The sequence below is a fragment of the Micromonospora sp. NPDC049047 genome (genome assembly GCF_040649135.1).
Classification (GTDB): Bacteria; Actinomycetota; Actinomycetes; order Mycobacteriales; family Micromonosporaceae; genus Micromonospora.
The window spans coordinates 392,525-417,316 of the sequence record NZ_JBEZEY010000001.1; the positions used below are offsets into that span (position 1 = coordinate 392,525).

The following is a 24,792-nucleotide window of genomic DNA, read 5'->3' on the forward strand; positions in this document are numbered from 1 at the left end:
CGCCACGGTAGGGGGTGCCGCCGGCCGGCAGCCAATGTCTGCGCGTCTTCGGCAGGCAATCAGCGACGTAGCACGTCGAGCAGGTCGGCGCCGATCGCCTGGATGGCAGCCGCCTCCAGGGAATACCTGACGAAGTGCCCAGCTCGTTCGGCCCGGACCAGACCGGCGACGCGCAGTGCGGACAGGTGCTTGGTCACCGCGGTCTCGTCGAGGCGCCAGAGCCGGGCGATCTCCCGGGCGGACCTGGGTTCGACGGCTATCGCGCGGCACACCTCCAGGCGTGCCGGGTGAGCGAGCACGTCGAGGCGTCGCAGGGTCAGTCGCCGGTCGGCCGTGTGCTCCGGCGGCGGGAACGGGTAGTGCACCACCACCGGACGGCCCGCCTCGTCGGCGACGTAGACATGGGGGGCGCCGAAGACGGTGGGCACCAGCACCAGCCCCCGTTCGGGTACCGCCAGCGACTTGCTCTGCACCTTGTCGATGGTGACGCGGCCATCCGTACCGATGGCGACGGCGGGAGACAGGCCAGCCAGCGCGGCGGGCAGGTCGCCACGGGCGGCCGTACGTGATCGCGCCCGCACCTCACCGGCGAGCGCCGGCTCGATCCGGTGCCACTCGGCCGCGAAGAACGCCGCCCAGCACCCCTGCAGCAGGCGGACCACTGTGGTCTGTGCCGCGGCGGGCTGCTCCAGGAGCAGCCGCACCGCCCGCGTCGCGGCCGCGCCCCGCGCCCGGGACAACGCCATCAACTCGGCACCCACGCGATGGTCGGTCACGTCGGCGGACCGGCCGCCCACCCGCAGCAGCGGTCGGAGCATCGCGGCGGCGAACTGGGCGGGCGGCATCGCGCGCAGTGCCGCCACCGCCTGCGCCCAGTCGAGGGCCGGCGGCAGCGTCGGATCCGCGAACACTGTCGCGCGGACCGCCCGCACCGCGAACGACCAGGTATTCAGCTCCGCGACCAGGTCGGCTGGCAACTCGGCGAGGACGCGCGCCGCCCACTCCGCCCGCTCCGGGTGATGCTCGACGCCGACGAGCACGTGCCACGCCCAGGCCAACTCCACGATCGGCGAGACCGCGAACGTCACCGCCGTGGCCCGATCCGCGGGAAGCTGAAAGGTGATCGGCACGACCACACCCTAGGCGGCGGTGGCGGCGGGAGCGGGCGATGAGGTCGCCGCTCCCGCCTCGCTCGACGTCGTTGGCCACACCGGGGTGGCTCAGGGGGCGTAGACCAGGTCCATCGTGTCGGTGTGCCCGGACCAGCGTAGGTCGAGATGCCAGCACCCGGCCTGCGGCATGTCGATGATCGACGGACCGGGGCCGCCGGCGACCTCCCGGGTCACCCGGGTGTCGGTGCCGTCAAGCGTCGCGGTGATGACAAGGGCCGCCGGTGCGGTCGGGTCGGGTGAGGTCGTGGAGGCGCGGGCCACCCACAGGATCTTGTTGTTCGATCCGTCCTTGCGGACCTGGCGCAGCGGGTGGGCGAAGAGCACCGCCACGATGTCACCCTTTGCCCCGACGACGTGTGGCCCACTGCTGCCCCCGTGGAACCCGGTGTCCGCCCAGTCGGGCAGCGACGTCGTCTCGACCCGTGAGTGGCAGCCCGTCGCGGCGCCCGCGACGCCCGCGGCGCCTGCGGTGGTCGCGGCGCCCGCGCTGCTCGGCGTGGTGGTCGGCGCGGTGGTGGTCGGCGCGACCGACCCGCCGCCGGTCGTGGTCGCGCACCCCGCCAGCAGAAGCACCGATGCCGCCAGCAGCGACCTGCCCCGTGAACCCATCTCTACCTCCGGTACCCGTCGACAACCTCTCGCATCTTCAGGACACCGGCCGAGCCCGTCAGGTTCCCAGCTCCGATGAAACAGACCCCTAGCGCAGCGAACGGGCGATCTCGATCGCCTCGGCCTTGCTGACGGCACCCTCAAGCCGGTAGCTCACGTCGCCGTCCGCCCAGATCAGGGTCGAGGCGGCAAGCCGGGCGGTCTCCTGGCGGATCTGGCCCGAGCGGTCCACGTACGACAGCACGTGCGGACCGTCCACCCACACCGCGAAGCCACCGTTGACCTCGACCCAGCCCACACCCGCCGGCATGACCTCCTTGTGGAAGGACAGATTCAGCCGACCGTCGAACGCGTCGATGCGCAGCGCGCCGCCGTCATAGAGCAGCGTCGCGACCCGACAGGTGCCCGCCGGGTCGGGGTCGGCGACCTGCACCCGCTCGGGCGGGCCCAGCTTCGCCGGTAGCCGGATCGGGAACCGCACCGCACGTTGGGCCTCCTGCAGCCCGGTGACCCGCTGCGCGGGCAACGGCGACGCGACGCCACCGGGCAACGACGGGGTGGGCGAGACGGCGATGCTCACGCCGGCGAAGCGCAGCAGGCCGGTGACCGCGTCGGCGATGGCGGCACGGGTCGGCGGCAACACCGCCACCAGCACGGCGACGAGCACCGCAGCGACGAGCGGGCGCCACCGCCGCGCCGGTCGGCGCAGCCGGCCGCGGACCGCGGCGCGCACGTCGGGCGGCTCGGGCGTCTCCAGCCAGGCGGACAGGTCGCGCAGTTCCCGTTCCAGGTCAGCCATGCCGTACCTCCTCCCGGTCGAGCAGGCCGCGAAGCTTCGCCAGGGCCCGGGACGTGCGCGACTTCACAGTGCCCCGCGGCCAGCCCAGGGCCGCCACCGTCTCCTCCTCGCTGAGGTCGAGGAAGAACCGGCAGACGATCACCTCGCGGTCGCGTACGGGTAGTTGGCGCAGCGCCTGCACCAGGGCGGTGCGACGCTCACCGGCGAGAACCGCACCCACCGCCCCGTCCTCGGCGATCTCCGAGGTCGGGTCCGCCGCCGCGGCGCGCAGGACGAGCCCGTCGCGCCGGCCGCGCGACCGGTGCAGGTTGCGGGTCTCGTTGGCGACGATCGCGAGCAGCCACGATCGGAAGGACGACTCGCCCCGGTAACGGGACAACTTGCGGTACGCCTTCACGAACGCCTCCTGGATGACGTCCTCGGCGTCCGAGCCCGCGCCGAGCAGCACCGCCGTCCGGAACGCGGACGCGGTGTGCCGAGCGACCAGGAGGTCGTACGCCGCCAGGTCGCCGGAGCGGGCGCGGGTGACGAGTGCGTCGTCGTCCAGGGGAACCTCCGTTCGGGTCACACTCATGACACCGCCCACGCCTGGCGGGTTCCACCCTCGTCGGGTCAGCTTTCTCCCATCCGGCGTGCAGGGTATTGCCAGGAATCGGTGCTGCACTTGCGGGGCGTCGAGGAGAGGGGTTGGGCATGAGCTGGTTCAGTCGCCGGTCACGGGGTGCCGAGGCGACCCCGACGAAGCTGGACCGCGAGGCGACCCGGGACGACCTCGCCGCGCTTGAGGCGTTCGTCCTGAGCCGGCGCGGGGTGGAGTTCTACCTGGAGCCGGAGACCACCGCCACGGACACCACTGTGGTGGCGATCGCCCACGACGGGGAGTGGATCCGTCGGCGTACCGGCACGCCACGGGCGGCGGGATCCATCGCCCGCAAACACGCGGTGCCGTTGTACGAGGCGGGCCGGACCGGCTACCCGGAGCGGATGCGGGTGTGGAACCGCGCCCACCCGGAACGGCACGCCCGCTGAGGCCGGTCCGCTCAGGCGGGTCCGACCGCCGCGCGGGCCTGCTCAAGCGTCATCGGCTCGGCGTGACTCGACACGTACCAGTGGTAGGTGTCGTCGAGCAGCCGTCGGACCAGGCCCAGGTCGAGGTCGTCGTTGGGGCGGCGCAGGTGCGCCGGCGGGGGGTAGAAGCAGTCGCCCAGCAGCATGACGCCCGAGTCGGGCACCAGCACGACCGTCGAGTCCGGTGCGTGCCCGCCGCCGACGTGGCGTAGCCCCACCCCGACCGGCAGTTCGTCCCGCTCGGCGAAGACCCGGGTGGGCGGCAGGATGGTGAAGTCCGCCCAGGAGTCCATGGCCCGGGCCCGGGCCCGAAAGCTCGGGCCGAGGCGGGGCTCGGCGCGGACCTGCTCGTCCAGGTAGCGGTGACTCCACGGTCGGGCGGCTTCGGCGCGCAGCAGCGGCACGGCCGTCTGGTGCCCGACGATCTCGACTCCCGGCCACGCGCAGGCGCCCCAGACGTGGTCCCAGTGGTGGTGGGTGTAGACGAGCCAGCGCGGCGGCGGCAGCCCGGCGGCGGTCAGCGCCGCCTGGATGTCGCGGGCGTGCCCGGGGCTCTGCCCGGCGTCGATCATCACACTGCCGCGTTCGTCGGCCACGACGGCGACGCCGGCCTGGACCGCCGCTGGGTCCGGATCACCTGGGCAGAGCCAGACCCGGCCGGCGAGCCGGTGAAATCGCATGGCGACGATGGTGATCGACCTCCGGGATCGATTGCGGACGTTGCTGCGGTGGTCGCCGATCCTAGGTGACCGCGCCGCCTGACACCGCCCTGCCGGCCGACCGTCGCAGGTCAGCGCGGGTGTGCGCACCCCGCTCGGCGTCACCTGACGCACCGCGGGAACGGCCGCCCCGCCGCGCGCGGCACAGCAGAGAAAGCGAGATGCCGCATAGGCCGGCGCCATTGCCGGGCGCGACTTCGTGGCGATCATTATCGGCGTATGTCAATGGACTGCGCCCGCTTGACGGCCTCGGGGTCGACGTTGACCGGCGGCGCGGCGGTGTGGCAGCATTCGCGGCCTGACGGCAGTGAAGGAAGTCGGTGCGAATCCGACGCGGTCCCGCCACTGTCACCGGGGAGCGATCCCCCCTCGTGAGTCACGGCCGTGTGTCTGCGGTTGGAAGGCCGGGGGAGAGCGTCGATCCGGAAGCCAGGATACTTCGGCCGTCGGGACGTACCCCAGGGCGTGGACACCCGAGGAGGACCCGATGACGCACGGCGTCGCACACATTGACGACAATCGCCACGACAGGTGTCGTGGGCGCCGCACCGCGCCCACGACCGGCCGCGCCGGCATCCAGAGCGCCGGCCGCGCCGGCGGGCTCCAGGTCGGCCGAGCGGGCCACCGGTCCCGCTGAGCTGAGCGCCCGGCGCCGACCGACCCCCCGACGTCCGCGTCGACAGGTCCGGTCGCGCCGTCGTACCGGCTGACGCCGCACCCACCCGCTTCGTCCAGGTCGCCTCAGTGGCCGCCGGGGCGTCACTCTCCGGAGCCTGCCGTGCGCATCCTGCTGCTCTCCACCGCCGACACCGACCTGCTCGCCGCCCGCGCCAGCGGCGCCGACTATCGGCTCGCCAACCCCGCCCGCGTCGCCGCCGACGAGGTGCCCGCCCTGCTCGACGGGGTGAACCTCGCCGTCGTACGCCTGCTCGGCGGTCGACAGGCCTGGCCGGACGGTCTCGCCGCGGTGCTCGCCACCGGTGTGCCGACGGTGGTGCTCGGTGGCGAGACGCTGCCCGACGCGGAGCTGATGGCCATCTCCACAGTGCCGTCCGGGGACGTCACCCAGGCGCTCGCGTACCTGGTCGAGGGTGGGCCGGACAACCTCGGGCAGTTGGCCCGGTTCCTCTCCGACACGGTGCTGCTCACCGGCGAGGGGTTCGCCCCGCCCGCCCGCACCCCGGCGTACGGCGTGCACGGCGCGCACCTGGCCGACCCGTACCGGCCCACGGTGGGGATCGTCTTCTACCGGGCACACGCGCTGGCCGGCAACACCGGCTTCGTCGACGTGCTGGTCGACGCGGTGCGGGAGGCCGGCGGCAGTCCGCTGCCGATCTTCTGCGGCTCGCTGCGGGGGCTCACCGCCGACAGTGGACCGCTCGGGCTCTTCGCCCGCTGTGACGCGCTGCTGGTCACCGTCCTCGCGGCAGGTGGCGCGGTCGCCGCGGACGCCTCCGGCGGCGGCGACGAGGACGCCTGGGACGTCGGCGCCCTGGCCGCCCTTGATGTGCCGATCATCCAGGCGCTCTGCCTGACCAGCACCCGCGAGCAGTGGGCCGGCAGCGACGCCGGGCTGTCCCCGTTGGACGCCGCGATGCAGGTGGCCATCCCGGAGTTCGACGGCCGGATCGTCACTGTGCCGTTCTCGTTCAAGCAGATCGACGCCGACGGCCTCTCCGTCTACGTCGCCGATCCCGAGCGGGCCGCCCGGGTCGCCGGGATCGCGGTGCGTCACGCCCGGCTGCGGTACGTGCCCAACGGTGACAAGCGGGTCGCCGTGGTGCTCAGCTCGTACCCCACCAGGCACTCCCGGGTCGGCAACGCCGTCGGGCTGGACACTCCGGTCTCGGCGGTCCGGCTGCTCGCCGCGCTGGCCGAGGACGGCTACGACCTGGGCGACGGCCCGATGCCCGACGACGGTGACGCGTTGATCCACGCGCTGATCGCCGCCGGTGGGCACGACGTGGAGTGGCTCACCCCGGAGCAGTTGGCCGCCGCCGAGGCCCGGATACCGGGGGACACGTACCGGCGGTGGTTCGACAGGGTCCCCGCCGAGCTGCGCGAGCGGATGCGCGAACACTGGGGTGAGCCGCCCGGCCAGCTCTACACCGAGAGTGGGGACATCGTCCTCGCCGGGCTGCGCTTCGGCAACGTGGTGCTGCTGATCCAGCCGCCGCGTGGGTTCGGGGAGAACCCGATCGCCATCTACCACGACCCGGACCTGCCGCCGAGTCACCACTACCTGGCCGCGTACCGCTGGCTGGCCGCCCCTGTCGACGACGGCGGCTTCGGCGCGGACGCCGTCGTGCACCTGGGCAAGCACGGCACCCTTGAGTGGTTGCCCGGCAAGGGCCTCGGCCTGGCCGCCGGCTGCGCGCCCGACGCGGTCCTGGGTGACCTGCCGCTGGTCTACCCGTTCATCGTCAACGACCCCGGCGAGGGCACCCAGGCCAAGCGCCGGGCGCACGCAGTGGTGATCGACCACCTGGTGCCGCCGATGGCCCGCGCCGAGACCTACGGCGACCTGGCCAAACTGGAACAACTGCTCGACGAGTACGCCACAGTGCAGGCCCTCGACCCGGCGAAGGTGCCGACCGTGCGGGCGCAGATCTGGGACCTGGTCCGCGCCGCCGAGCTGCACCACGACCTGCACGCCGAGGCGATGCCCGACGCTGACGACTTCGACGACTTCGTGCTGCACCTCGACGGGTACCTGTGCGAGGTCAAGGACGTGCAGATCCGCGACGGGCTGCACATCCTCGCCGACGCTCCCACCGGTGAACCCCGGGTCAACCTGGTCCTCGCGGTGCTGCGCGCACCCCAGATCTGGGGTGGCGCCCACGCCCTGCCCGGCCTGCGGCAGGCGCTCGCCGTCGCGTACTCCCTCGACGAGCAGGCGCTGCTCGCGGCCCCGGGCGAACGTCTGACCGTGCCCACCACGCTTACCGACGTGGTGGACGGGCCGGCCGGCACCGCCGCCGACGCGATCGACCTGATCGAGGCGCTCGCCCGGCGCCTGGTGGTCGGGATGGAGACCCTGGACTGGGCGGTGGACGCGGTCGACGCGGTGGTCGTCGAGGTGACCGGCCAGCCGATCCCGGACGTCGCCGCAGTGCTGCGCTTCGCCGCGACCGAGCTGGTGCCCCGGCTGGACCGCACCACCGACGAGCTGACGAACACCCTCGGTGCGCTCGACGGCCGGTTCGTGCCGCCCGGCCCGTCCGGTTCACCCACCCGGGGCCTGGTGAACGTGCTGCCCACCGGCCGCAACTTCTACTCCGTCGACCCGAAGGCCATTCCCAGCCGCAACGCCTGGGACGTCGGGGTGGCCCTCGCCGACTCGCTGCTGGCCCGGCACCTGGCCGACACCGGGGCGTACCCCCGCTCGGTGGGGTTGACAGTGTGGGGGACCAGCGCGATGCGCACCCAGGGCGACGACATCGCCGAGATCCTCGCGTTGCTGGGCTGCCGGCCGGTCTGGGACGACAGGTCCCGGCGGGTCACCGGCATCGAGGTGGTGCCGACCGCCGAGCTGGGCCGGCCCCGGGTCGACGTGACAGTGCGGATCTCCGGGTTCTTCCGGGACGCGTTTCCGCACGTCGTGGCGTTGCTCGACGACGCCGTACGGCGGGTCGCCGCCCTCGACGAGCCGGACGACGACAACTACCTGCGGGCGCACGTCGCCGCCGACCTCGCCGAGCACGGCGACGAGCGGCGGGCCACGGCCCGGATCTTCGGCTCGAAACCCGGGGCGTACGGCGCGGGCCTGCTGCCGCTCATCGACGCCCGGACCTGGCGCAGTGACGCCGACCTGGCCGAGGTGTACGCGGTGTGGGGCGGCTACGCCTACGGCCGCGGCCTGGACGGGCGGGAGGCGCGCGCCGACATGGAACGCTCCTTCGCCCGGATCGCGGTGGCGGTCAAGAACCAGGACACCCGCGAGCACGACATCGTCGATTCCGACGACTACTTCCAGTACCACGGAGGGATGGTGGCGATGGTCCGCCACCTGACCGGCACGGCACCGCAGGCGTACGTGGGTGACTCGGCGATGCCGCACGACGTGCGCACCCGCACCCTGGGTGAGGAGACCCGGCGGGTGTTCCGGGCCCGGGTGGTCAACCCGAAGTGGATCGCCGCGATGCGCCGGCACGGCTACAAGGGCGCGTTCGAGCTGGCCGCCACAGTGGACTACCTGTTCGGCTACGACGCCACCGCCGGGGTCGTCGACGACTGGATGTACGAGCACCTGGCCGCCGCGTACCTGTTCGACGACACGACCCGGGAGTTCCTGGAGCGGTCCAACCCGTGGGCGTTGCGCGGCATCACCGAACGCCTGTTGGAGGCCGCCGACCGGGGGCTGTGGGCGAACCCCGAACCGGCGACCCTGGACCGGCTGCGCGACACGTACCTGGCCAGTGAGGGCGATCTGGAGGACCGGGCATGACCACTTTTCCGTTCAGTGCGGTGCTCGGCATGGCCGACATGCGGCTGGCGTTGCTGCTCAACGCGGTGTCCCCGGCGATCGGCGGGGTCCTCGTGCGCGGCGAGAAGGGGACCGCCAAGTCCACAGCCGTGCGCGCCCTCGCCGCCCTGCTGCCCCCGGTCCGCCGGGTCGTCGGCTGCCGCTTCGGCTGTGACCCGGGCGGGCCGGACCCGGGCTGCCCGGACGGCCCGCATCCCGCCGACGCCGCCGCCGAGACCCGTCCGGCCCGGCTCGTGGAGTTGCCGGTGGGCGCCGCCGAGGACCGGGTGGTCGGCTCGCTGGACCTGGAGAAGGCTCTCGGCGCCGGGGTACGCGCCTTCGAGCCGGGTCTGCTCGCCGCCGCGCACCGGGGCGTGCTCTACGTCGACGAGGTCAACCTGCTGCACGACCACCTCGTCGACCTGCTGTTGGACGCGGCGGCGATGGGCCGCAGCCACGTCGAGCGGGAGGGTGTCTCGGTAAGCCACGCGGCCCGGTTCCTGCTTGTCGGCACCATGAACCCGGAGGAGGGGGAGCTGCGTCCGCAGCTGCTCGACCGGTTCGGGCTCACCGTCGAGGTGGGCGCCAGCCGGGACCCGGAGGTGCGGGTGGAGGTGGTCCGTCGCCGGCTCGCCGCCGATGCCGACCCGGCCGGGTTCGCCGCCCGGTGGGCCGACGCCGATGCGGAGATCGCCGGCCAGGTGGCCGCCGCCCGTCGCCGGCTCCCCGGGGTACGCCTGCCGGACGCCGCGCTGCGCCAGATCGCCGAGGTGTGCGCCGCGTTCGACGTGGACGGGATGCGCGCCGACATCGTCACGGCCCGTACCGCCCTGGCCCACGCCGCCTGGCACGGCCGGGACCGGGTGGGCATCGACGACGTCCGGGTGGCTGCCCGGCTGGCCCTGCCGCACCGCCGCCGCCGCGACCCGTTCGACACTCCCGGACTGGACGAGAAGCGCCTGGACGAGGCGTTGCAACGTGCCCAGGACGCCCACCCCGACGGCCCGGACGACGGCGGCCCGAACGACAGCGGCCCGAACGACGGCGGCCCGCAGGGCGGTGGGCCGGACGACGGCGGCCCGACCGGCGCTGGACCGAACGACGGTGGTCCGCAGGGCGGTGGCCCGGCCGGTCCCGGCGGCCCGCGCAGCGTCGACCCGACGAACGGCGGCCCGCACGGCGGCGCAAACGGCGTGGATCAGGGGGAACCCGAGTCGACCGGGCACTCGGCGAAGCGTGACGGCACCGGCCCGCACGGACGTGTGGACGGCGGCGACGGCTGGCCGCAGCGTCAGTCGGGCGACCAAGGCGACGACTGTCGGCCGCCCCTCTCGGCGGACGACCGGGAAGGTGACGGCCGGGGCGCGGGCAGCCGCGACGGCCGAGCACGGGCGGCCGATCACGACGAGCCGACAACTGGCGGTGGGCGGACCCAGCCGGTGGCCGTACCCCGGGGTGGGTTGCGGGCGCGGGTGCTCACCGCGCCCGGCGTGGGTGACGGGGTGCCCGGCCGGCGTTCCCGGGCCCGCACCGGGCGGGGGCGCACCACCGGGGCACGGGTGCCGACCGGTCGGGTCGCGGCCCTGCACCTGCCGGCGACGGTCCGCGCCGCCGCGCCACACCAGGCCTCCCGGGGGCGGCTGACCGGCCCGCTGCGGTTGCGCCCGGACGACGTGCGGGAGGCCGTCCGCGAGGGCCGCGAGGGCAACCTGGTGCTGTTCGTGGTGGACGCCAGCGGCTCGATGGGTGCCCGGCAGCGGATGACAGCAGTGAAGGACGCGGTGCTCGCCCTGCTCACCGACGCGTACCAGCGGCGGGACAAGGTCGCGGTGATCGCCTTTCGGGGAGCCGGCGCGCGGACGTTGTTGCCGGCCACCTCGTCGGTGCTGGCCGCCTCGACCCGGCTTGCCGAGTTGCCCACCGGTGGGCGTACGCCGCTGGCCGAGGGGTTGCTCGCGGCCACCGACCTGCTGCGGGTGCAGCGGCTGCGCGACCCGTTGCGGCGTCCCCTGGTCCTCGTCGTCACGGACGGCCGCGCCACAGCGGGAAGTCGCCCGCTGGACCGTGCCGCCACGGCGGCGGCGGTGCTCGCGGCGACCGGCGCGCCCTGCGTGGTCGTCGACTGCGAGACCGGTCCGGTCCGCCTGCACCTGGCGCGTCGGCTGGCCACCCAGTTGGGTGCCTCCCACCACCCGCTGGCCGCCCTCACCCACCCGGACGGCGCCGCGCTCGCCGGCCCGGCGCTCGCCGGCCCGGCGTGAGCGACGACGGACACCGATGACCGAGCCGGACCACACGATCGCGCGAACGGGAGACCGCTGATGCCGCAGGGACAACCGAGCGTGGTGCCCGCCGACGGGTTGACGACCCGGCAGCGGCGGCACCGGCCACTGCTGATGGTCCACACCGGACAAATGAAGGGGAAGTCGACTGCCGCGTTCGGGTTGGCGCTGCGGGCCTGGACGGCCGGCCTGCCGATCGGCGTGTTCCAGTTCGTCAAGAGCGCCAAGTGGCGGGTGGGCGAGGAGCAGGCCTTCCGGGCCCTCGGCGAGGTGCACGAGCGCACCGGCCAGGGCGCACCGGTGGCCTGGCACAAGATGGGCGAGGGCTGGTCCTGGATCCAGCGCGGCGGCGACGCCGACCACGCCGCCGACGCCCTGGAGGGCTGGCGGCAGATCCAGCGCGACCTGGCCGCCGAACGCTACGGGCTGTACGTGCTCGACGAGTTCACCTACCCGATGACGTGGGGCTGGGTGGACGTCGAGGAGGTGGTCGCCACCCTGACCGACCGGCCCGGCTTCCAACACGTGGTGATCACCGGCCGCGACGCCGACCCGCGGCTGGTCGCCGCCGCCGACCTGGTGGCCGAGCTGACCAAGGTCAAGCACCCGATGGACGCCGGCCAGAAGGGCCAGAAGGGCATCGAGTGGTGAGCACACAGTGGGCGCCGCCCCGGCTGCTGGTCGCCGCGCCGGCCAGCGGCCACGGCAAGACGACAGTCGCCACCGGGCTGCTCGCCGCACTGCGCCGTCGCGGCCTGACGGTCAGCCCGCACAAGGTCGGCCCCGACTACATCGACCCCGGCTACCACGCCCTCGCCGCCGGAAGACCCGGGCGCAACCTCGACCCCTTCCTGGTCGGGGCCGACCGGATCGCCGCCCTGCTGCGCCACGGCGCGAGCGTCCCGACACCCGCCGACATCGCCGTCGTCGAGGGCGTCATGGGTCTGCACGACGGCGCTGTGGGCCGGCGCGACTACGCCTCCACCGCGCACGTCGCCCGGCTGATCGACGCACCGGTGCTGCTGGTGCTGGACACCACAGCGCAGGGCCGCTCGGCCGCCGCGCTGACCCTGGGCATGGCCGCCTTCGACCCGGCGGTGCGGATCGGCGGGGTGATCCTCAACCGGGTCGGTTCACAGCGGCACGAGAAGCTGCTCCGCGACGCCCTCGCCGAGGTGGACGTGCCGGTGCTCGGGGCCGTCACCCGCGCCGCCGAGGTGGCCGCGCCGGCCCGGCACCTCGGGCTGGTCCCGGTCGCCGAGCGGGCCCCCGAGTCCCTGGCGATCGTCACCGCGCTTGCCGAGCTGGTCGAGGCCACAGTGGACCTGGCCGCCGTACTCGACCTGGCCCGCAGCGCCCCGCCGCTGACCGCCCCGGCGTGGGACCCGGTCACCGCGGTCGGCGGGCCGGCCGGTGCCGGGCGGCCGGTGGTCGCGCTCGCCGGTGGTCCGGCCTTCACCTTCTCGTACGCGGAGACCGCCGAACTGCTCACCGCGGCCGGGGCGGACGTGCGCACCGTCGACCCGCTGCACGACCCGACGCTGCCCGCCGGCACCCGCGCGGTGGTCGTCGGCGGCGGGTTCCCCGAGGCGTACGCCGAGGCGCTTGCCGGGAACACCGCGCTGCGCGCCGAGCTGGCCGACTTCGACGGGCCGATCGTTGCCGAGTGCGCCGGGTTGCTCTACCTCGGGCGGTCCCTGGACGGCGTACCGATGTGCGGTCGGCTGGACCTGACCGCCCGGATGACCGGCCGGCTCACCCTCGGCTACCGCGAAGCCGTGGCGGTCACCGACTCCCCGATCGCCCGTGCCGGTGAGCCGGTACGCGGCCACGAGTTCCACCGCACCACCACCGACCCTGGGCACGGTGACCGGTCGGCGTGGCGCTGGGACGACGCGGAGCACGGCTTCGTCAGCGGTCGGGTGCACGCCTCCTACCTGCACACCCACTGGGCCGGTCACCCCGCCGCCGCCCGCCGACTGGTCGAGGCGTGCCGATGAGCGCGCAGCGCGCCGACGCGAGGCCGACCATCGAGGCGGGTCCCGCCGATGCCACGCTGACCGGTGTCGGTGTCGGCCCGGGTGACCCGGAACTGCTCACCGTCAAGGCGGTGCGGATCCTGCGTGACGCCGACGTGGTCTTCGTACCCGTGATGGCGGACCGGGTCGCGCCGACCGCGACCGCCGCCGCGACGCCGGCGGGCGCGGACGCCGGGCGGGCCGAGACGACAGTCCGCGAGCACGTGCCGGTGGACCGGCTGCGCCGGCTGCCGTTCGCCCTGGACGACCGGGGTGGGGTGACCGCCCGCCGGGCGGCGGCCTGGGATCACGCGGCCCGGGTGGTGGTCGAGACGATCGACGCGGGCGCGCGGTCGCTGGCGTTCGCGACAATCGGGGACCCCAACGTCTACTCCACCTTCGGCTACCTGGCGCAGAGCGTCCGGGCGCTGCGCCCGGCGGTGCGGGTGGCCACAGTGCCCGGCGTCACCGCCATGCAGGAGTTGGCGGCGCGCAGCGGCATCCCCCTCTGCGAGGGGCGCGAGCCGCTGACCCTGCTGCCGGCCACCGCCGGACTGACGCTGTTCGCCGACGCGCTCGCCGGGCCGGGCACCGTGGTCGCCTACAAGGGCTGGCGGCGGCATCCGGAGCTGCTCGCCGAGCTGCGCCGACAGGGCCGGCTCGCCGACGCGGTGCTCGGGCGCAGCCTGGGTCTGCCCGGTGAACGGATCGGCCCAGTCGACGACGCCGAGCACGACCTGCCGTACCTGTCGACGCTGCTGGTGCCGGCCCGCCGCGACCACCGAGGAGGAAAGCTGTGACAAGCGACGGCACTGTGTGGTTCGTCGGAGCCGGCCCCGGGGCGGCGGACCTGCTGACCCTGCGGGCCGCCCGGGTGATCGCCGCGGCGGACATCGTGATCTGGGCGGCCAGCCTCGTGCACGCCGACGTGCTCGACCACGCCCGGCCCGGCGCGGAGATCGTCGACTCGTCGCAGCTACCGATCGAGGGTGTCCTGCCGCTCTACCGGCGGGCCGCCGAGCAGGGGCTGACGGTGGCCCGCATCCACTCCGGCGACCCGGCGCTGTGGGGCGCGGTGCAGGAACAACTGGACCTGTGCCGGGCGCTCGGCCTGGCCGTCGAGATCGTGCCCGGGGTCTCCTCGTTCACCGCGGTCGCGGCGATCGTCGGGCGGGAGCTGACAGTGCCCGAGGTCGCCCAGTCGGTGATCCTCACCCGCCTGGAAGGCGGCAAGACCCCGATGCCGCCCGGCGAGCGGGTCCGCGACTTCGCCCGGCACGGCACCACAATGGCGCTGTTCCTCTCCGCCGCCCGCTCCGGGCAGGTGCAGGCCGAGCTGCTGGCCGGCGGCTATCCGGCGGACACCCCGGCCGTCGTGGCGTACCAGGCGACCTGGCCCGACGAGCTGGTCGTGCGCTGCACGGTGGGCACCCTGGAGGCGACTGTCAAGCAGCACAAGCTGTGGAAGCACACCCTCTTCCTGGTCGGGCCGGCACTGGCTGCCGAGGGCACCCGCTCGCACCTGTACCACCCCGGGCACTTCCACACCTTCCGTCGCGCCGAGCCGGCCGCCCGGGCCGAGCTGCGCCGCCAGACCGGCGTCCGCGCCGGGGAAACCGGCACACAGTGACGTACGCCGAACCGCCGCTGCGCGAGCCGGACCTGCCGCGCACCGCGAAGGTCCGGCCCACGGCGCTGCGCACCGGCTGGACCACCGGCGCCTGCGCGACGGCGGCGGCCAAGGCGGCGGTCACCGCGCTTGTCACCGGCGAGGTCCAGCCGGACGTGGAGATCGGCCTACCCGCCGGACGCCGGGTGCGTTTCCCGGTGCACCGCTGCGAACTGACCGGCACGCCGCCGGTGCGGGCCGAGGCGGTGGTGGTCAAGGACGCCGGGGACGACCCGGACGTCACCCACGGGGCCGAGCTGACCGCCACAGTGGACTGGATCGACGCCCCCGGGCTGCGGCTGGCCGGCGGCGAGGGCGTCGGCACTGTCACCAAACCCGGCCTCGGGCTGGCCGTCGGCGGTCCGGCGATAAACGACACCCCCCGCCGGATGATCGGCGCGGCGGTCGCCGAGGTGGTCGACCTCACCGAGGTCGGCGTCCGGGTGGTGATCAGCGTGCCCCGGGGCGAGATCATGGCCCGCAAGACCACGAACCGGCGACTCGGCATCCTCGGCGGCATCTCGATCCTCGGCACCACCGGGATCGTCCGTCCCTTCTCCACCGCCTCCTGGCGGGCAAGCGTCGTGCAGGCCGTGCAGGTGATGTCCGCCCAGGGGGAGCGGACCGTGGTGCTGTGCACAGGTGGGCGCACCGAACGGGCCGCCCGCGCGCTCCTGCCCGACCTGCCCGAGGTGTGCTTCGTCGAGGTCGGTGACTTCACCGGGGCCGCGGTGACCGCCGCCGTGGACGACGCGATGACGGGTGTCGTGTTCGTCGGCATGGCCGGCAAGCTTGCCAAACTCGCGGCGGGCATCCTGATGACCCACTACACCCGCTCGAAGGTGGATTTGTCCCTGCTCGGCGCGGTGACCGCCGACGCCGGGGGCGATCCGGCGCTTGTCGCCGCGGTGACCGAGGCGAACACCGGGCGGCACGCGTACGAGCTGTGGGAGGCCGCCGGGCTGCTCGAACCGGCCGGCGACCTGCTCTGCCAGCGGGTCCGCCAGGTGCTACGGCGCTTCGCCGGGCCGACCGTCACAGTGGACGTGGCGATTGTCGACTTCGCCGGCACGCGCGTCGTCGCCTCGTCCGGTCGGTGGTCCCGATGACCCGGCCGGCCGGCGTCACAGTGGTCGGCCTGGACGCCGCCGGGGCACCGCCGCATCCCGCGCTCGCGCCGGTGCTGGCCGCCGCCGGGCTGGTCGTCGGGGCCGCCCGGCACCTGGCCGCGGTGCCCGTACCGGCCGGCGCGCAGACGGTCGCCCTCGGGCCGCTCGCTCCCGCCCTGCACCGGTTGGCCGCCGCCGTCGCCGCCGGGGTGCCGGCCGTGGTGCTGGCCAGCGGGGACCCCGGCCTGTTCGGCATCGTCCGGCGGCTGCGCGCGGCCGGACTGCCGCTGCGGGTGGTGCCGGCGGTGTCCAGTGTGGCCGCCGCGTTCGCCAGCGCCGGTCTGCCCTGGGACGGTGCCGCAGTGGTCACCGCGCACGGCCGCGATCCCCGACCGGCGCTGAACGCGTGCCGGGCGCTGCCGCTCGTCGCGGTCCTCACCGCGCCCGGCGCCGGCGCCGCCGAGCTGGGCGAGGGTCTGATCGGCTGGTCCCGCCGCCTGCTTGTCGCCGAGCACCTGGGCACCGACGCCGAACGGATCCGCGCGGTGACCCCCGAGCGGGCCGCCACCGAAACCTGGGCCGACCCGCACGTCCTGCTCAGCCTCGCCGCGTCCGATCCGGCCGACGCCGCGCCCGACCTGGCCGACGCCGCGCCCGACCCGGCCGACGCCGCGCCCGATCCGGCCGGGTCCGCCCGTGATCGGTTCGGGCCGGGTGGGATGCGCGCGGACAACCAGCCGGCCGCCGCCCCGGCAGAGGGCTGGGCGTTGTCGGAGAGCCGGTACGCCCACCGCGACTCCATGATCACAAAGTCGGAGGTGCGTGCCCTCGTCGTCGCCCGGCTGCGCCCCCGCCTGGGCCGGCTGATCTGGGACGTCGGCGCGGGCAGCGGCTCGGTCGGCATCGAGTGCGCGCTGCTCGGCGCGGCAGTGCTCGCCGTCGAACAGGACCCCGGGGCCGGCGCGACCATCCGGGCCAACGCCACAGCGCACGCGGTGCACGTCCGGCTCGTCACCGGCCGAGCCCCACAGGTGCTGGCCGGCCTGCCCGAGCCGGACGCGGTATTCGTCGGCGGCGGCGGGGCCGACGTGCTCGCCGCAGTGGTGGCCCGCCAACCCGAGCGCGTGGTGCTCACCCTGGCCGCCCTGGACCGGGTAGCGCCGGCCGTGAATCTGCTGCGCGCTGCCGGCTACACAGTCGAGGGCAGTCAGCTCAGCGCCGCCCGCCTCGCCGACCTGCCCGGTGGGTCGATCCGCCTCGCGGCCACCAACCCGGTGGTCGTCCTCACCGGGGAGCGCCAGTGCCTGACCCGACCGTGACCTCCCGCATCGGCCTGGTGGCGGCCACCGCCGCCGGCCGGCGACACGCGCAGACCGTCGCCGCCGCCTGGCCGCACGCGCGGCTGGTGGCGGGGGAGAGCGTCACCGACGCGCTGCGGACCGCCTGGGCGCAGTGCGACGCGGTCGTCGCGTTCCTGGCCACCGGGGCCGTGGTACGCGTCCTCGCGCCACTGCTCGCCGACAAGCGCAGCGACCCGGCGGTGGTCGTCGTCGACGAGGCGGCCCGGCACGCCGTGGCGCTGCTCGGCGGGCACACCGGCGGCAACGACCTCGCCGAGCAGGTCGGCGCCCTGCTGGACGCCCGACCGGTGATCACCACCGCCACCGACACTGTCGGCCTGCCGGGGCTGGACACCCTCGGCTGGCCCGTGCGGGGCGCGGTCGCCGCGGTGTCCCGGGCCATCCTGGACGGTGAGCCGGTCCAGGTGATCGCCGACGCCCAGTGGCCGCTGCCCGCCCTGCCGCCGAACGTTCAGCCCCGGCCGGTTGTCGCCGCGTCCGCCGCCGGCACCGGTGCCGCGTCCGCCGACACCGGTGCCGCGTCCGCCGACACCGGCGCCGAGTCCGCCGCCGAGTCCGACAGCGGCGCCGAGCAGGGCAGCGGTTACCGGCTGTTTGTCACCGACCGGGTGGTGCCGCTTGACGGTCGGACCGCAGTGCTGCGCCCACCGTCGCTTGTCGCCGGGGTGGGGGCGAGTCGGGGCGTACCGGCCGCCGAGGTGGCGGAGCTGCTGCACCGGGTGCTCGCCGAGGCCGGGCTCGACCCGGCGAGCCTGCGCTGTCTGGCCACCGCCGACATCAAGGCCGACGAGGCGGGCATCCGCAGCACCGCCGACGCGCTCGGCGTACCCCTGGTGACCTGGCCGGCGACGCGGCTGGCGGCTGTCGACGTGCCGCATCCCAGCGAGGTGGTCCGCGCCGCGGTCGGCACGCCGAGCGTCGCGGAGGCCGCGGCGCTGCTCGGCCCGGACGGCCGGCCCGGCGACGCCACGCTGCTTGTCGGCAAGACCGCGACGGCGATGGCCACAGTGGCGGTGGCCCGGCACGCTCCGCGCGGCCGGCTCGCCGTGGTCGGGCTCGGGCCGGGCGCGGCCGACCTGCGCACCCCGCGCGCGGTGGCCGAGCTGCGGCGGGCCGCCGTGGTGGTCGGCCTGGACCAGTACCTCGACCAGGTGCGGGACGTGCTGCGGCCGGGCAGCCGGGTGCTCGCCAGCGGGCTGGGCGCGGAGGAGGCCCGGGCCCGCGCCGCCGTCGCCGAGGCCGTCGCCGGCCGGGCGGTCGCGCTGGTCGGGTCCGGCGACGCCGGGGTGTACGCGATGGCCAGCCCCGCCCTGGAGTACGCCGACGAGCGGATCGACGTGGTGGGTGTGCCCGGGGTGACCGCCGCCCTCGCGGCCGGGGCGCTGCTCGGTGCGCCGCTCGGCCACGACCACGCCTACGTGAGCCTGTCCGATCTGCACACGCCGTGGGAGGTCATCGAGCGGCGGGTGACAGCAGCCGCCGAGGGTGACTTCGTGACGCTGTTCTACAACCCGCGCAGCCGGGCCCGGGACTGGCAGCTCGGCAAGGCGCTCGGCATCCTCGCCGCGCACCGGCCACCGGACACCCCGGTCGGGGTGGTGCGCAACGCCAGCCGCCCCGGCGAGTGGGTGCACGTGGCGACGCTTGCCACCCTCGACCCGACGGTTGTCGACATGTACAGCGTCGTGGTGGTCGGCAACAGCGACACCCGGGTGGTCGCCGGCCGGATGGTCACACCCCGGGGGTACCGGTGGCGGTCGTGACAATCGGCGCCTGCCAGGGCTGCGGCGCCTGCCTGTTGACCTGCCCCACGCACGCGATCCGGCCGGTCGCCGGCGGCCTGACGGTACGCGCCGACCGGTGCACCGGCTGCCTGGAGTGCCTGGAGATCTGCCCGGTCGACGCGATCCGCGTCGTTTCCGACACTGGTGAGGGAGCCCGATGAGCCGGGTGGTGCATCCGATCGAGGTCGAGTCGTACCGCATCCTGCGCGAGCGCGTCGACCTGTCGCACCTGCCGCCGCTGACCCGGGCGGTGACCGAACGGGTGGTGCACGCCAGCGCCGACCTCGCGTACGTCGACGACCTGGTCTGCGACGAGGCCGCCCTGGAGTCGGGGCTGGCCGCGCTGCGCGCCGGGGCGCCGGTGGTCACGGACGTGGCGATGGTGGCCGCCGGGATCACCCGGGCCGGCCTGGAGTTGGTCTGTCCGGTCGCCGACCCGGCCGCCGCCGAACTGGGCCGCTCGGCGGGGATCACCCGCTCGGCGGCGGCCGTGCGGATCGCCCTGGCCCGGGTCGGCCCGGGCGCGGTCTGGGTGGTCGGCTGCGCGCCGACCGCGCTGATTGAACTGCTCACAGTGGACGCCGCACCGGCCCTCGTCATAGGTCTGCCGGTCGGCTTCGTGGGCGCCGCCGAGTCGAAGGCGGCGCTGCGGGCCAGCGGCCTGCCCGCCGTGTCGAACGTGGGCGAGAAGGGCGGTTCGGCGGTCGCCGCCGCCGCCCTCAACGCCCTGCTCTACAGCGAGGAGAAGTCATGACCGGGTTGGTCATCGTCGGGCACGGTACGCGCAGCGCGGCCGGTGTCGACCAGTTCGCCGCACTGGTCGAGCGGGTCCGTCGTCGCGGTGACATCGGGGACGTCGAGGGCGGCTTCATCGAGCTGTCCCGCCCACCGCTTACCGACGCGGTCGGCGCGCTCGTCGCCCGCGGACACCGCGCGCTGGTGGCGTTGCCACTGGTCCTCACCGGCGCCGGACACGGCAAGGGCGACATCCCCGCCGCGATGGCCCGGGAGCAGGAACGGCACCCCGGGCTGAGCTACCGCTACGGTCGCCCGCTCGGCCCACACCCGCTGCTGCACACCGCCCTCGAAGAGCGTGTCGACGCCGCACTGGCGGGCGCCGACCGGGCCGGCACGTGGGTGGCGTTGATCGGGCGGGGCTCCACCGACCCGGACGCCAACGCCGAGGTCGCCAAGGTCGCCCGGCTGCTCTGGGAGGGGCGCGGCTACGCAGGCGTCGAGCCGGCGTTCATCTCCCTCGCGTCTCCGTCGGTGCCGGACGTGCTGGAGCGGCTGCGCCGGCTCGGCGCGCGGCGGATCGTCGTCGCGCCGTACTTCCTGTTCGCCGGGGTGCTGCCGGACCGGATCGTCGCCCAGTCGGCGGAGTTCGCCGCCGCCCACCCGGACCTGGACGTGCGGGTCGCCGAGGTGATCGGCGACTGTGACGCCCTCGCGGATCTGGTGCGCGAACGCCACGCCGAGGCGCTGGCCGGGGACATCCGGATGAACTGCGACACCTGCGCGTACCGGGTGCTGATGCCCGGCTTCGCCGACAAGGTCGGTCGCCCGCAACGCCCGCACGACCACCCCGACGACCCGGTCGGCCACCACCATCACCACGCCCATTCCCACCAGCACGACCACGGGTCGGTAGCGGTGGTCGGTGGCGGGCCGGGCCCCGACGACCTGATCACGCTACGCGGGAAGACGCTGCTCGACGCCGCGGACGTCGTCGTGGTCGGCAGGTTGGCCCCGCAAGGGCTGCTCGCCGGGCTGCGCCCCGACGTGCTGGTCATCGACGCCGGCAAGGTGCCCCGTGGCCCGTCGATGGCCCAGGAGACGATCAACGCGGCCCTGGTGTCACACGCCAGAGCCGGTCGCCGGGTGGTCCGGCTCAAGGGCGGTGACCCGTACGTCTTCGGGCGCGGCCACGAGGAGGTGCAGGCCTGTACGGCGGCCGGCGTGCCGGTGACGGTGGTGCCCGGGGTGAGCAGTGCGCTCGCCGCACCGGCCCTGGCCGGCGTGCCGGTCACCCACCGGGGCGTGGCGCACGATGTCACAGTCGTGTCCGGGCACCTGCCGCCCGGGCACCCCGACTCGCTCGTCGACTGGGCGGCGCTGGCCCGCGCCCGGGGCACCGTCGTGTTGCTGATGGCCGTGGACACCATCGCGAAGATCGCGTCAGTGCTGATCGAGCACGGTCGGGCCCCGCAGACCCCGGTGCTCGCGGTGCAGGACGCGGGGCTGCCCGGCCAGCGGTCCGTGCCCGCCCGGTTGGACGAGATCGGCGCGGTCGCCGCCCGGGAGGGCATCGGTCCGCCCGCCGTCTTCGTGCTCGGCCCGGTGGTCGCTCTCGCGGCCACCGGGCCGAGCGCCTGACGGCTATTCGCTGCGGGCGGTCTCCGGCCCGGTGACGCGTTCCAGCAGCGGCATCGTGGAGGCGATGACGCCGAGGCAGGCGACCAGTCCGACCACGACGATCACGTAGAAGCGCGGCTGGGGCGCGATGAGCGTGTAGTGCATCTGCGCCCGCAGGAACAGATGCGCGGCGAGCAGGCCCATCCCGATGGCGACGGCGGCGACGGCGAGCATCGGTACGGCACTCTCCAGCGCCACCACCCGACGCAGCACCCGCACCGGAGCGCCGCTGAGGCGCAGCAGGCTGAACGGGCGACGGCGTTCGGTCAAACCGCCGATGACGCTTACCGCGAGGCTGCACCCGCCGAGCGCGAGGCTGGCGATGATGATGACGTTGGCCAGTTGTTCCCAGCCGCGCAGCGTGTCGGCGAAGTCCGACTCGAAGTCGCCGGGCACGTTCGGCCCCACCCAGAAGGTCGGGAAGGCGACCTCCAGCACTGTGCGGACGCGCTCGATAGCGGCAGCCGAGCCGTCCGTGCCCACGACGACCGAGCTCACCGGCAACCGCTGCAGCCCGTCGAGGGTGAGCGACGCGGCGGGCCAGACCGTCGCGGGCGACGCCGACTCCCGCCAGCGGCTCAGGCCCATCGGCACCTCGATGACGCTCGCGCCCTCGGCGCACCTGCCGTACGCGCTCGGCAGGTCGGCGCACGCGATCACCCCGCCCTCGCCGCCGGTGTTGATGTCCGGGGCTTCCCGGATGGCGGTCGCGGACCGCACGCCGGTGATCGCGTGCAGGTCGGCGAAGAGCGTGTCGGGCACCGATGACGCCTTCTCGTCGAAGACGGTGTTCACAGTGCCCGCGTCGGTCGAGCCGATCGGGGCCGGGCCGCGTTCGTCGACGATCGTGGTGATCACGCCGACGGCGACACTGGTCACGAACAGCGCGAGCATGATGCCGCTGATCGCCCGGAAGCCGGCCTTCGGGTTGTCGGCGAGCCGCCGCGCGGCGATGAGCGTGGCCGGACGGTTGGCGTATCGGGCCATCACCCGGGCGCCCACCATCGTCAACCACGGGCCGGCGAAGACGAGACCGGCCATGATGAGCAGCAGGCCGGGCAGGAAGATCGCGGTCTGGCCGTCGGACGTCTCGGGCCGGTATCCGAGGGCGAACACCAGCACGGCGACGCCGAGCACCATCGGGATCAACCGGTACGCGCGCGGCGCGCGGGGGGTGACCCGCCGGGTGACGCCCAGCGGCGAGATCCGGACCCGGCGCAGCGAGATCTGGGCGGCCAGCGCCGCGCCGGCCGGGACGCCGAGCGCCACGAGCAGGACGTTCAGCAGGCCCAGGGACATGTCGCCGGGGAAGAACGGCATGCCGGTGAACGGGATGCCCGCGAGCGGCTCGCGGAAGGCGTAGAACAGGCCGAAGCCGACGGCGGTGCCGGCGACGGCGGCGGCCGCCGCCTCCACCGCGGCGACCGTCGAGATCTGCCGGGGTGTCGCGCCCACCAGGCGCATCGCGGCGAAGCGCTGCTCCCGGCGGGCGGCGCTGAGCCGGGTGGCGGTGCCGATGAAGATCAGCACCGGGAACAGCAGCCCGCCGGCGACCACGCCCAGGATCAGGTTCACGGTGGTCTCGGGGAGGGCGGGGGTGTCGCCGACGCTGGTGACCTTCTTGGCGGCGGGCAGCGCGGCGACCTGGTCGGGGGTGCCGCCCACGATGATCAGCAGGGTGTCCGGCGAGGTCAGCGCGGCCGGACCGACAGTGCCGAGGCCACGCCCCGGGTAGCGGTCGCCCAACTCGGCGGTTGGCCGTGCGGCCAGCAACTCGCGGAGCGCGGGCGAGGCGAAATACTCCCCGGCTGCCGGAACGCGCGGGACGCCGACCGGGGTGGGCGACGTCGGACCGGTCGCGGCGACGTCGATGCGGATGATCTGCTTGCCGCGGAAGTAGTCCTGACGGGTCGACCACCACAGCGGGTCGACGTCGCCGGCCGAGGCGTTGGGATACATCGAGGCGTACCGGGTGAGCTGGGCGTCGACCGCGTTGACCCCGGCCAGGGTGGTCAACAGCAGCCCGCTGCCGATCGCGACGGCGGCGGCGATGACGAGCAGGCGGGTGAGTGCCTCCCGGCCGCCGGCCAGGGCGAGGCGGAGCCCGAAGCGGATCATGAGGCGATCCGGTCCGGCGCGTTGACGCGCCCGTCGCGCACCATGACCTCACGGTCGGCGTACGCGGCGATCCTGGCCTCGTGGGTCACCAGGATGACAGTGGTGCCCTGCTCGCGGGCCGCGCTGACCAGCAGGTCCATGACGTGCTCGCCGGTGAGCGAGTCGAGCGCGCCGGTCGGTTCGTCGGCGAAGAGCACCTGCGGCTCGGCGACCAGGCCCCGGGCCAGAGCGACGCGTTGCGCCTGCCCGCCGGACAACTCACCCGATCGGCGCTGTTCCAGGCCGTCCAGTCCGAGGCGCGCGAACCAGGCGCCCGCCTTGGGCAGCGCCTGCCTGCGGTGTACGCCGCTGAGCAGCAGGGGCAGGGCGACGTTCTCCACGGCGGTCAGCTCGGGGACGAGCTGGCCGAACTGGAACACGAACCCGAACCGGTCCCGGCGCAGGCTGCTGCGTTCGGTCTCGGCCATGGTGTGGACCGTGGCTCCGTCGAAGAGGATCTCGCCGGAGTCGGGCACCAGGATGCCGGCCAGGCAGTGCAGCAGGGTCGACTTGCCCGAGCCGCTGGGGCCCATGACGGCGAGGATCTCGCCCGCGTCCACGGCGAGGCTGGCTCCCCGCAGGGCGGGGGTCTGGCCGAAGGCGAACGTCACGTCGCGGGCCTCGATCATGACGCTCATCGCCGTACCTCCTTGCGCAGGGCGTCCAGGCGGGCGCTGGTCATCTCGATCCATCGCAGGTCCGCCTCCAGGTGGTACAGGCCGTGGTCGGCGAGCAGCGCGTCGACAAGGCTGCCGGCGCGCTTGATCTCGGTCAGCTCGCGCATCCGGTGCAGGTGCGCGCTGCGCTGGGTGTCGAGGTAGTCGGCGGCGGGACGGTCGAGCATCAGCGCGAGCACGACCTTCGCGAACAGCACCGTCTGCAGGTGCGGCTCCGGGTCGACCGGCTGGGTGAGCCACTGCTCGACCTCTGTCGCGCCGACATCGGTGATGACGTAGCGCTTGCGGTCGGGGCCGGAGCCGGGGGCGACGTCGCTGATCACCACCTTGCCGTCGCGGGCCAGGCGGCTGAGGGTGGAGTAGACCTGGCCGAACGGCAGTGGCTTGCCCCGGCCGAAGAAGGCGTCGTAGTCGCGCTTCAGGTCGTAACCGTGGCTGGGCTCCCGTTCGAGGAGGCCGAGAAGGGTCAGTGGCACGCTCATGGGAGG

19 protein-coding genes, 2 pseudogenes and 1 riboswitch are annotated in these 24,792 nt (G+C 74.5%); of the genes and pseudogenes, 13 read left to right on the forward strand and 8 right to left on the reverse strand.

Going from position 1 to position 24,792, the window contains the following annotated elements; genetic code table 11:
- Positions 1–59: 59 nt before the first annotated feature.
- The 4 genes from AB0B86_RS01690 to AB0B86_RS01705 all read right to left on the reverse strand — a co-directional run bounded on the left by AB0B86_RS01690 (position 60) and on the right by AB0B86_RS01705 (position 3,154).
- Positions 60–1,130 (reverse strand): DUF5937 family protein, encoded by a 1,071-nt coding sequence (locus AB0B86_RS01690; RefSeq protein WP_357411838.1) that lies wholly within the window; start codon positions 1,128–1,130, stop codon positions 60–62.
- 90 nt (positions 1,131–1,220) lie between these two features.
- Positions 1,221–1,781: a hypothetical protein gene (locus tag AB0B86_RS01695; protein WP_357414875.1), complete on the reverse strand. Its 561-nt coding sequence runs from the start codon at positions 1,779–1,781 to the stop codon at positions 1,221–1,223.
- Between the two features lie 88 nt (positions 1,782–1,869).
- Positions 1,870–2,580, reverse strand: a complete 711-nt coding sequence (locus AB0B86_RS01700) for a hypothetical protein (RefSeq protein ID WP_357411836.1) — start codon at positions 2,578–2,580, stop codon at positions 1,870–1,872.
- Positions 2,573–3,154, reverse strand: a complete 582-nt coding sequence (locus AB0B86_RS01705) for an RNA polymerase sigma factor (protein WP_357411835.1) — start codon at positions 3,152–3,154, stop codon at positions 2,573–2,575. The genes AB0B86_RS01700 and AB0B86_RS01705 overlap by 8 nt, the downstream gene beginning before the upstream one ends.
- 119 nt (positions 3,155–3,273) lie before the next feature.
- Here AB0B86_RS01705 and AB0B86_RS01710 point away from each other — a divergent pair, with 119 nt between their 5' ends.
- A complete protein-coding gene (locus AB0B86_RS01710; protein WP_355032578.1) occupies positions 3,274–3,609 on the forward strand; it encodes a hypothetical protein in 336 nt (111 codons plus the stop codon).
- Between the two features lie 11 nt (positions 3,610–3,620).
- On the opposite strand, the gene AB0B86_RS01715 is transcribed toward AB0B86_RS01710, so the two are convergent.
- Complete coding sequence (locus tag AB0B86_RS01715; RefSeq protein ID WP_357411834.1) at positions 3,621–4,328, reverse strand: MBL fold metallo-hydrolase; 708 nt, start codon at positions 4,326–4,328, stop codon at positions 3,621–3,623.
- Positions 4,329–4,677: 349 nt separating this feature from the next.
- Positions 4,678–4,807, forward strand: a riboswitch (cobalamin riboswitch).
- A 338-nt stretch (positions 4,808–5,145) separates the two neighbouring features.
- On the opposite strand from AB0B86_RS01715, the gene cobN reads away from it, so the two are divergent.
- From cobN to cobA, 12 genes and pseudogenes are all read left to right on the forward strand, one after another.
- Positions 5,146–8,814, forward strand: coding sequence for a cobaltochelatase subunit CobN (gene cobN, locus AB0B86_RS01720; RefSeq protein ID WP_357414877.1), 3,669 nt, complete (start codon positions 5,146–5,148; stop codon positions 8,812–8,814).
- Complete coding sequence (locus AB0B86_RS01725) at positions 8,811–11,093, forward strand: VWA domain-containing protein (RefSeq protein WP_357414879.1); 2,283 nt, start codon at positions 8,811–8,813, stop codon at positions 11,091–11,093. Before cobN ends, AB0B86_RS01725 begins: the two co-directional genes overlap by 4 nt.
- Positions 11,094–11,153: 60 nt before the next feature.
- On the forward strand, positions 11,154–11,765 hold the full coding sequence (gene cobO, locus AB0B86_RS01730; RefSeq protein WP_357411831.1) for a cob(I)yrinic acid a,c-diamide adenosyltransferase: 612 nt from the start codon (positions 11,154–11,156) through the stop codon (positions 11,763–11,765).
- Positions 11,759–13,114 carry a cobyrinate a,c-diamide synthase gene (locus AB0B86_RS01735; protein WP_357414881.1) on the forward strand — a complete coding sequence of 452 codons (1,356 nt, stop codon included), beginning with the start codon at positions 11,759–11,761 and terminating at the stop codon, positions 13,112–13,114. Before cobO ends, AB0B86_RS01735 begins: the two co-directional genes overlap by 7 nt.
- Positions 13,111–13,932, forward strand: coding sequence for a precorrin-2 C(20)-methyltransferase (gene cobI, locus AB0B86_RS01740; RefSeq protein WP_357414883.1), 822 nt, complete (start codon positions 13,111–13,113; stop codon positions 13,930–13,932). Before AB0B86_RS01735 ends, cobI begins: the two co-directional genes overlap by 4 nt.
- Entirely contained in the window at positions 13,929–14,762 is an 834-nt protein-coding gene (gene cobM / locus AB0B86_RS01745) for a precorrin-4 C(11)-methyltransferase (protein ID WP_357414884.1), read from the forward strand. Before cobI ends, cobM begins: the two co-directional genes overlap by 4 nt.
- Positions 14,759–15,910 (forward strand): cobalt-precorrin-5B (C(1))-methyltransferase, encoded by a 1,152-nt coding sequence (locus tag AB0B86_RS01750; RefSeq protein WP_357414886.1) that lies wholly within the window; start codon positions 14,759–14,761, stop codon positions 15,908–15,910. The genes cobM and AB0B86_RS01750 overlap by 4 nt, the downstream gene beginning before the upstream one ends.
- A gap of 5 nt (positions 15,911–15,915) precedes the next feature.
- Positions 15,916–17,229: pseudogene (cbiE, locus tag AB0B86_RS01755) on the forward strand (precorrin-6y C5,15-methyltransferase (decarboxylating) subunit CbiE); the annotation flags it as partial.
- Positions 17,211–19,034, forward strand: coding sequence for a precorrin-3B C(17)-methyltransferase (cobJ, locus tag AB0B86_RS01760; RefSeq protein WP_357414888.1), 1,824 nt, complete (start codon positions 17,211–17,213; stop codon positions 19,032–19,034). The pseudogene cbiE and the gene cobJ, both read left to right, overlap by 19 nt.
- Positions 19,022–19,183: pseudogene (locus AB0B86_RS01765) on the forward strand (4Fe-4S binding protein); the annotation flags it as partial. The gene cobJ and the pseudogene AB0B86_RS01765, both read left to right, overlap by 13 nt.
- A gap of 29 nt (positions 19,184–19,212) precedes the next feature.
- A complete protein-coding gene (locus AB0B86_RS01770; RefSeq protein ID WP_357414890.1) occupies positions 19,213–19,809 on the forward strand; it encodes a precorrin-8X methylmutase in 597 nt (198 codons plus the stop codon).
- Entirely contained in the window at positions 19,806–21,431 is a 1,626-nt protein-coding gene (gene cobA / locus AB0B86_RS01775; RefSeq protein ID WP_357414892.1) for a uroporphyrinogen-III C-methyltransferase, read from the forward strand. Before AB0B86_RS01770 ends, cobA begins: the two co-directional genes overlap by 4 nt.
- A gap of 3 nt (positions 21,432–21,434) precedes the next feature.
- On the opposite strand, the gene AB0B86_RS01780 is transcribed toward cobA, so the two are convergent.
- Genes AB0B86_RS01780 through AB0B86_RS01790 form a run of 3 tightly spaced genes read right to left on the reverse strand, consistent with a single transcriptional unit; the run spans position 21,435 to position 24,786 of the window.
- Positions 21,435–23,588 carry an FtsX-like permease family protein gene (locus tag AB0B86_RS01780; protein WP_357414894.1) on the reverse strand — a complete coding sequence of 718 codons (2,154 nt, stop codon included), beginning with the start codon at positions 23,586–23,588 and terminating at the stop codon, positions 21,435–21,437.
- On the reverse strand, positions 23,585–24,265 hold the full coding sequence (locus tag AB0B86_RS01785) for an ABC transporter ATP-binding protein (protein WP_357411822.1): 681 nt from the start codon (positions 24,263–24,265) through the stop codon (positions 23,585–23,587). Before AB0B86_RS01785 ends, AB0B86_RS01780 begins: the two co-directional genes overlap by 4 nt.
- Positions 24,262–24,786 (reverse strand): PadR family transcriptional regulator, encoded by a 525-nt coding sequence (locus AB0B86_RS01790; RefSeq protein ID WP_357411821.1) that lies wholly within the window; start codon positions 24,784–24,786, stop codon positions 24,262–24,264. Before AB0B86_RS01790 ends, AB0B86_RS01785 begins: the two co-directional genes overlap by 4 nt.
- Positions 24,787–24,792: the final 6 nt, after the last annotated feature.

What these genes read in the sequence shown, in the direction of transcription:
- AB0B86_RS01695 (WP_357414875.1), bottom strand. Translation starts at nt 1,781, where the DNA reads ATGGGTTCACGGGGCAGGTCGCTGCTGGCGGCATCGGTGCTTCTGCTG.
- AB0B86_RS01700 (WP_357411836.1), bottom strand. Translation starts at nt 2,580, where the DNA reads ATGGCTGACCTGGAACGGGAACTGCGCGACCTGTCCGCCTGGCTGGAG.
- AB0B86_RS01705 (WP_357411835.1), bottom strand. Translation starts at nt 3,154, where the DNA reads ATGAGTGTGACCCGAACGGAGGTTCCCCTGGACGACGACGCACTCGTC.
- AB0B86_RS01710 (WP_355032578.1), top strand. Translation starts at nt 3,274, where the DNA reads ATGAGCTGGTTCAGTCGCCGGTCACGGGGTGCCGAGGCGACCCCGACG.
- AB0B86_RS01715 (WP_357411834.1), bottom strand. Translation starts at nt 4,328, where the DNA reads ATGCGATTTCACCGGCTCGCCGGCCGGGTCTGGCTCTGCCCAGGTGAT.
- AB0B86_RS01725 (WP_357414879.1), top strand. Translation starts at nt 8,811, where the DNA reads ATGACCACTTTTCCGTTCAGTGCGGTGCTCGGCATGGCCGACATGCGG.
- cobO (WP_357411831.1), top strand. Translation starts at nt 11,154, where the DNA reads ATGCCGCAGGGACAACCGAGCGTGGTGCCCGCCGACGGGTTGACGACC.
- cobI (WP_357414883.1), top strand. Translation starts at nt 13,111, where the DNA reads ATGAGCGCGCAGCGCGCCGACGCGAGGCCGACCATCGAGGCGGGTCCC.
- AB0B86_RS01770 (WP_357414890.1), top strand. Translation starts at nt 19,213, where the DNA reads ATGAGCCGGGTGGTGCATCCGATCGAGGTCGAGTCGTACCGCATCCTG.
- cobA (WP_357414892.1), top strand. Translation starts at nt 19,806, where the DNA reads ATGACCGGGTTGGTCATCGTCGGGCACGGTACGCGCAGCGCGGCCGGT.
- AB0B86_RS01780 (WP_357414894.1), bottom strand. Translation starts at nt 23,588, where the DNA reads ATGATCCGCTTCGGGCTCCGCCTCGCCCTGGCCGGCGGCCGGGAGGCA.
- AB0B86_RS01785 (WP_357411822.1), bottom strand. Translation starts at nt 24,265, where the DNA reads ATGAGCGTCATGATCGAGGCCCGCGACGTGACGTTCGCCTTCGGCCAG.
- AB0B86_RS01790 (WP_357411821.1), bottom strand. Translation starts at nt 24,786, where the DNA reads ATGAGCGTGCCACTGACCCTTCTCGGCCTCCTCGAACGGGAGCCCAGC.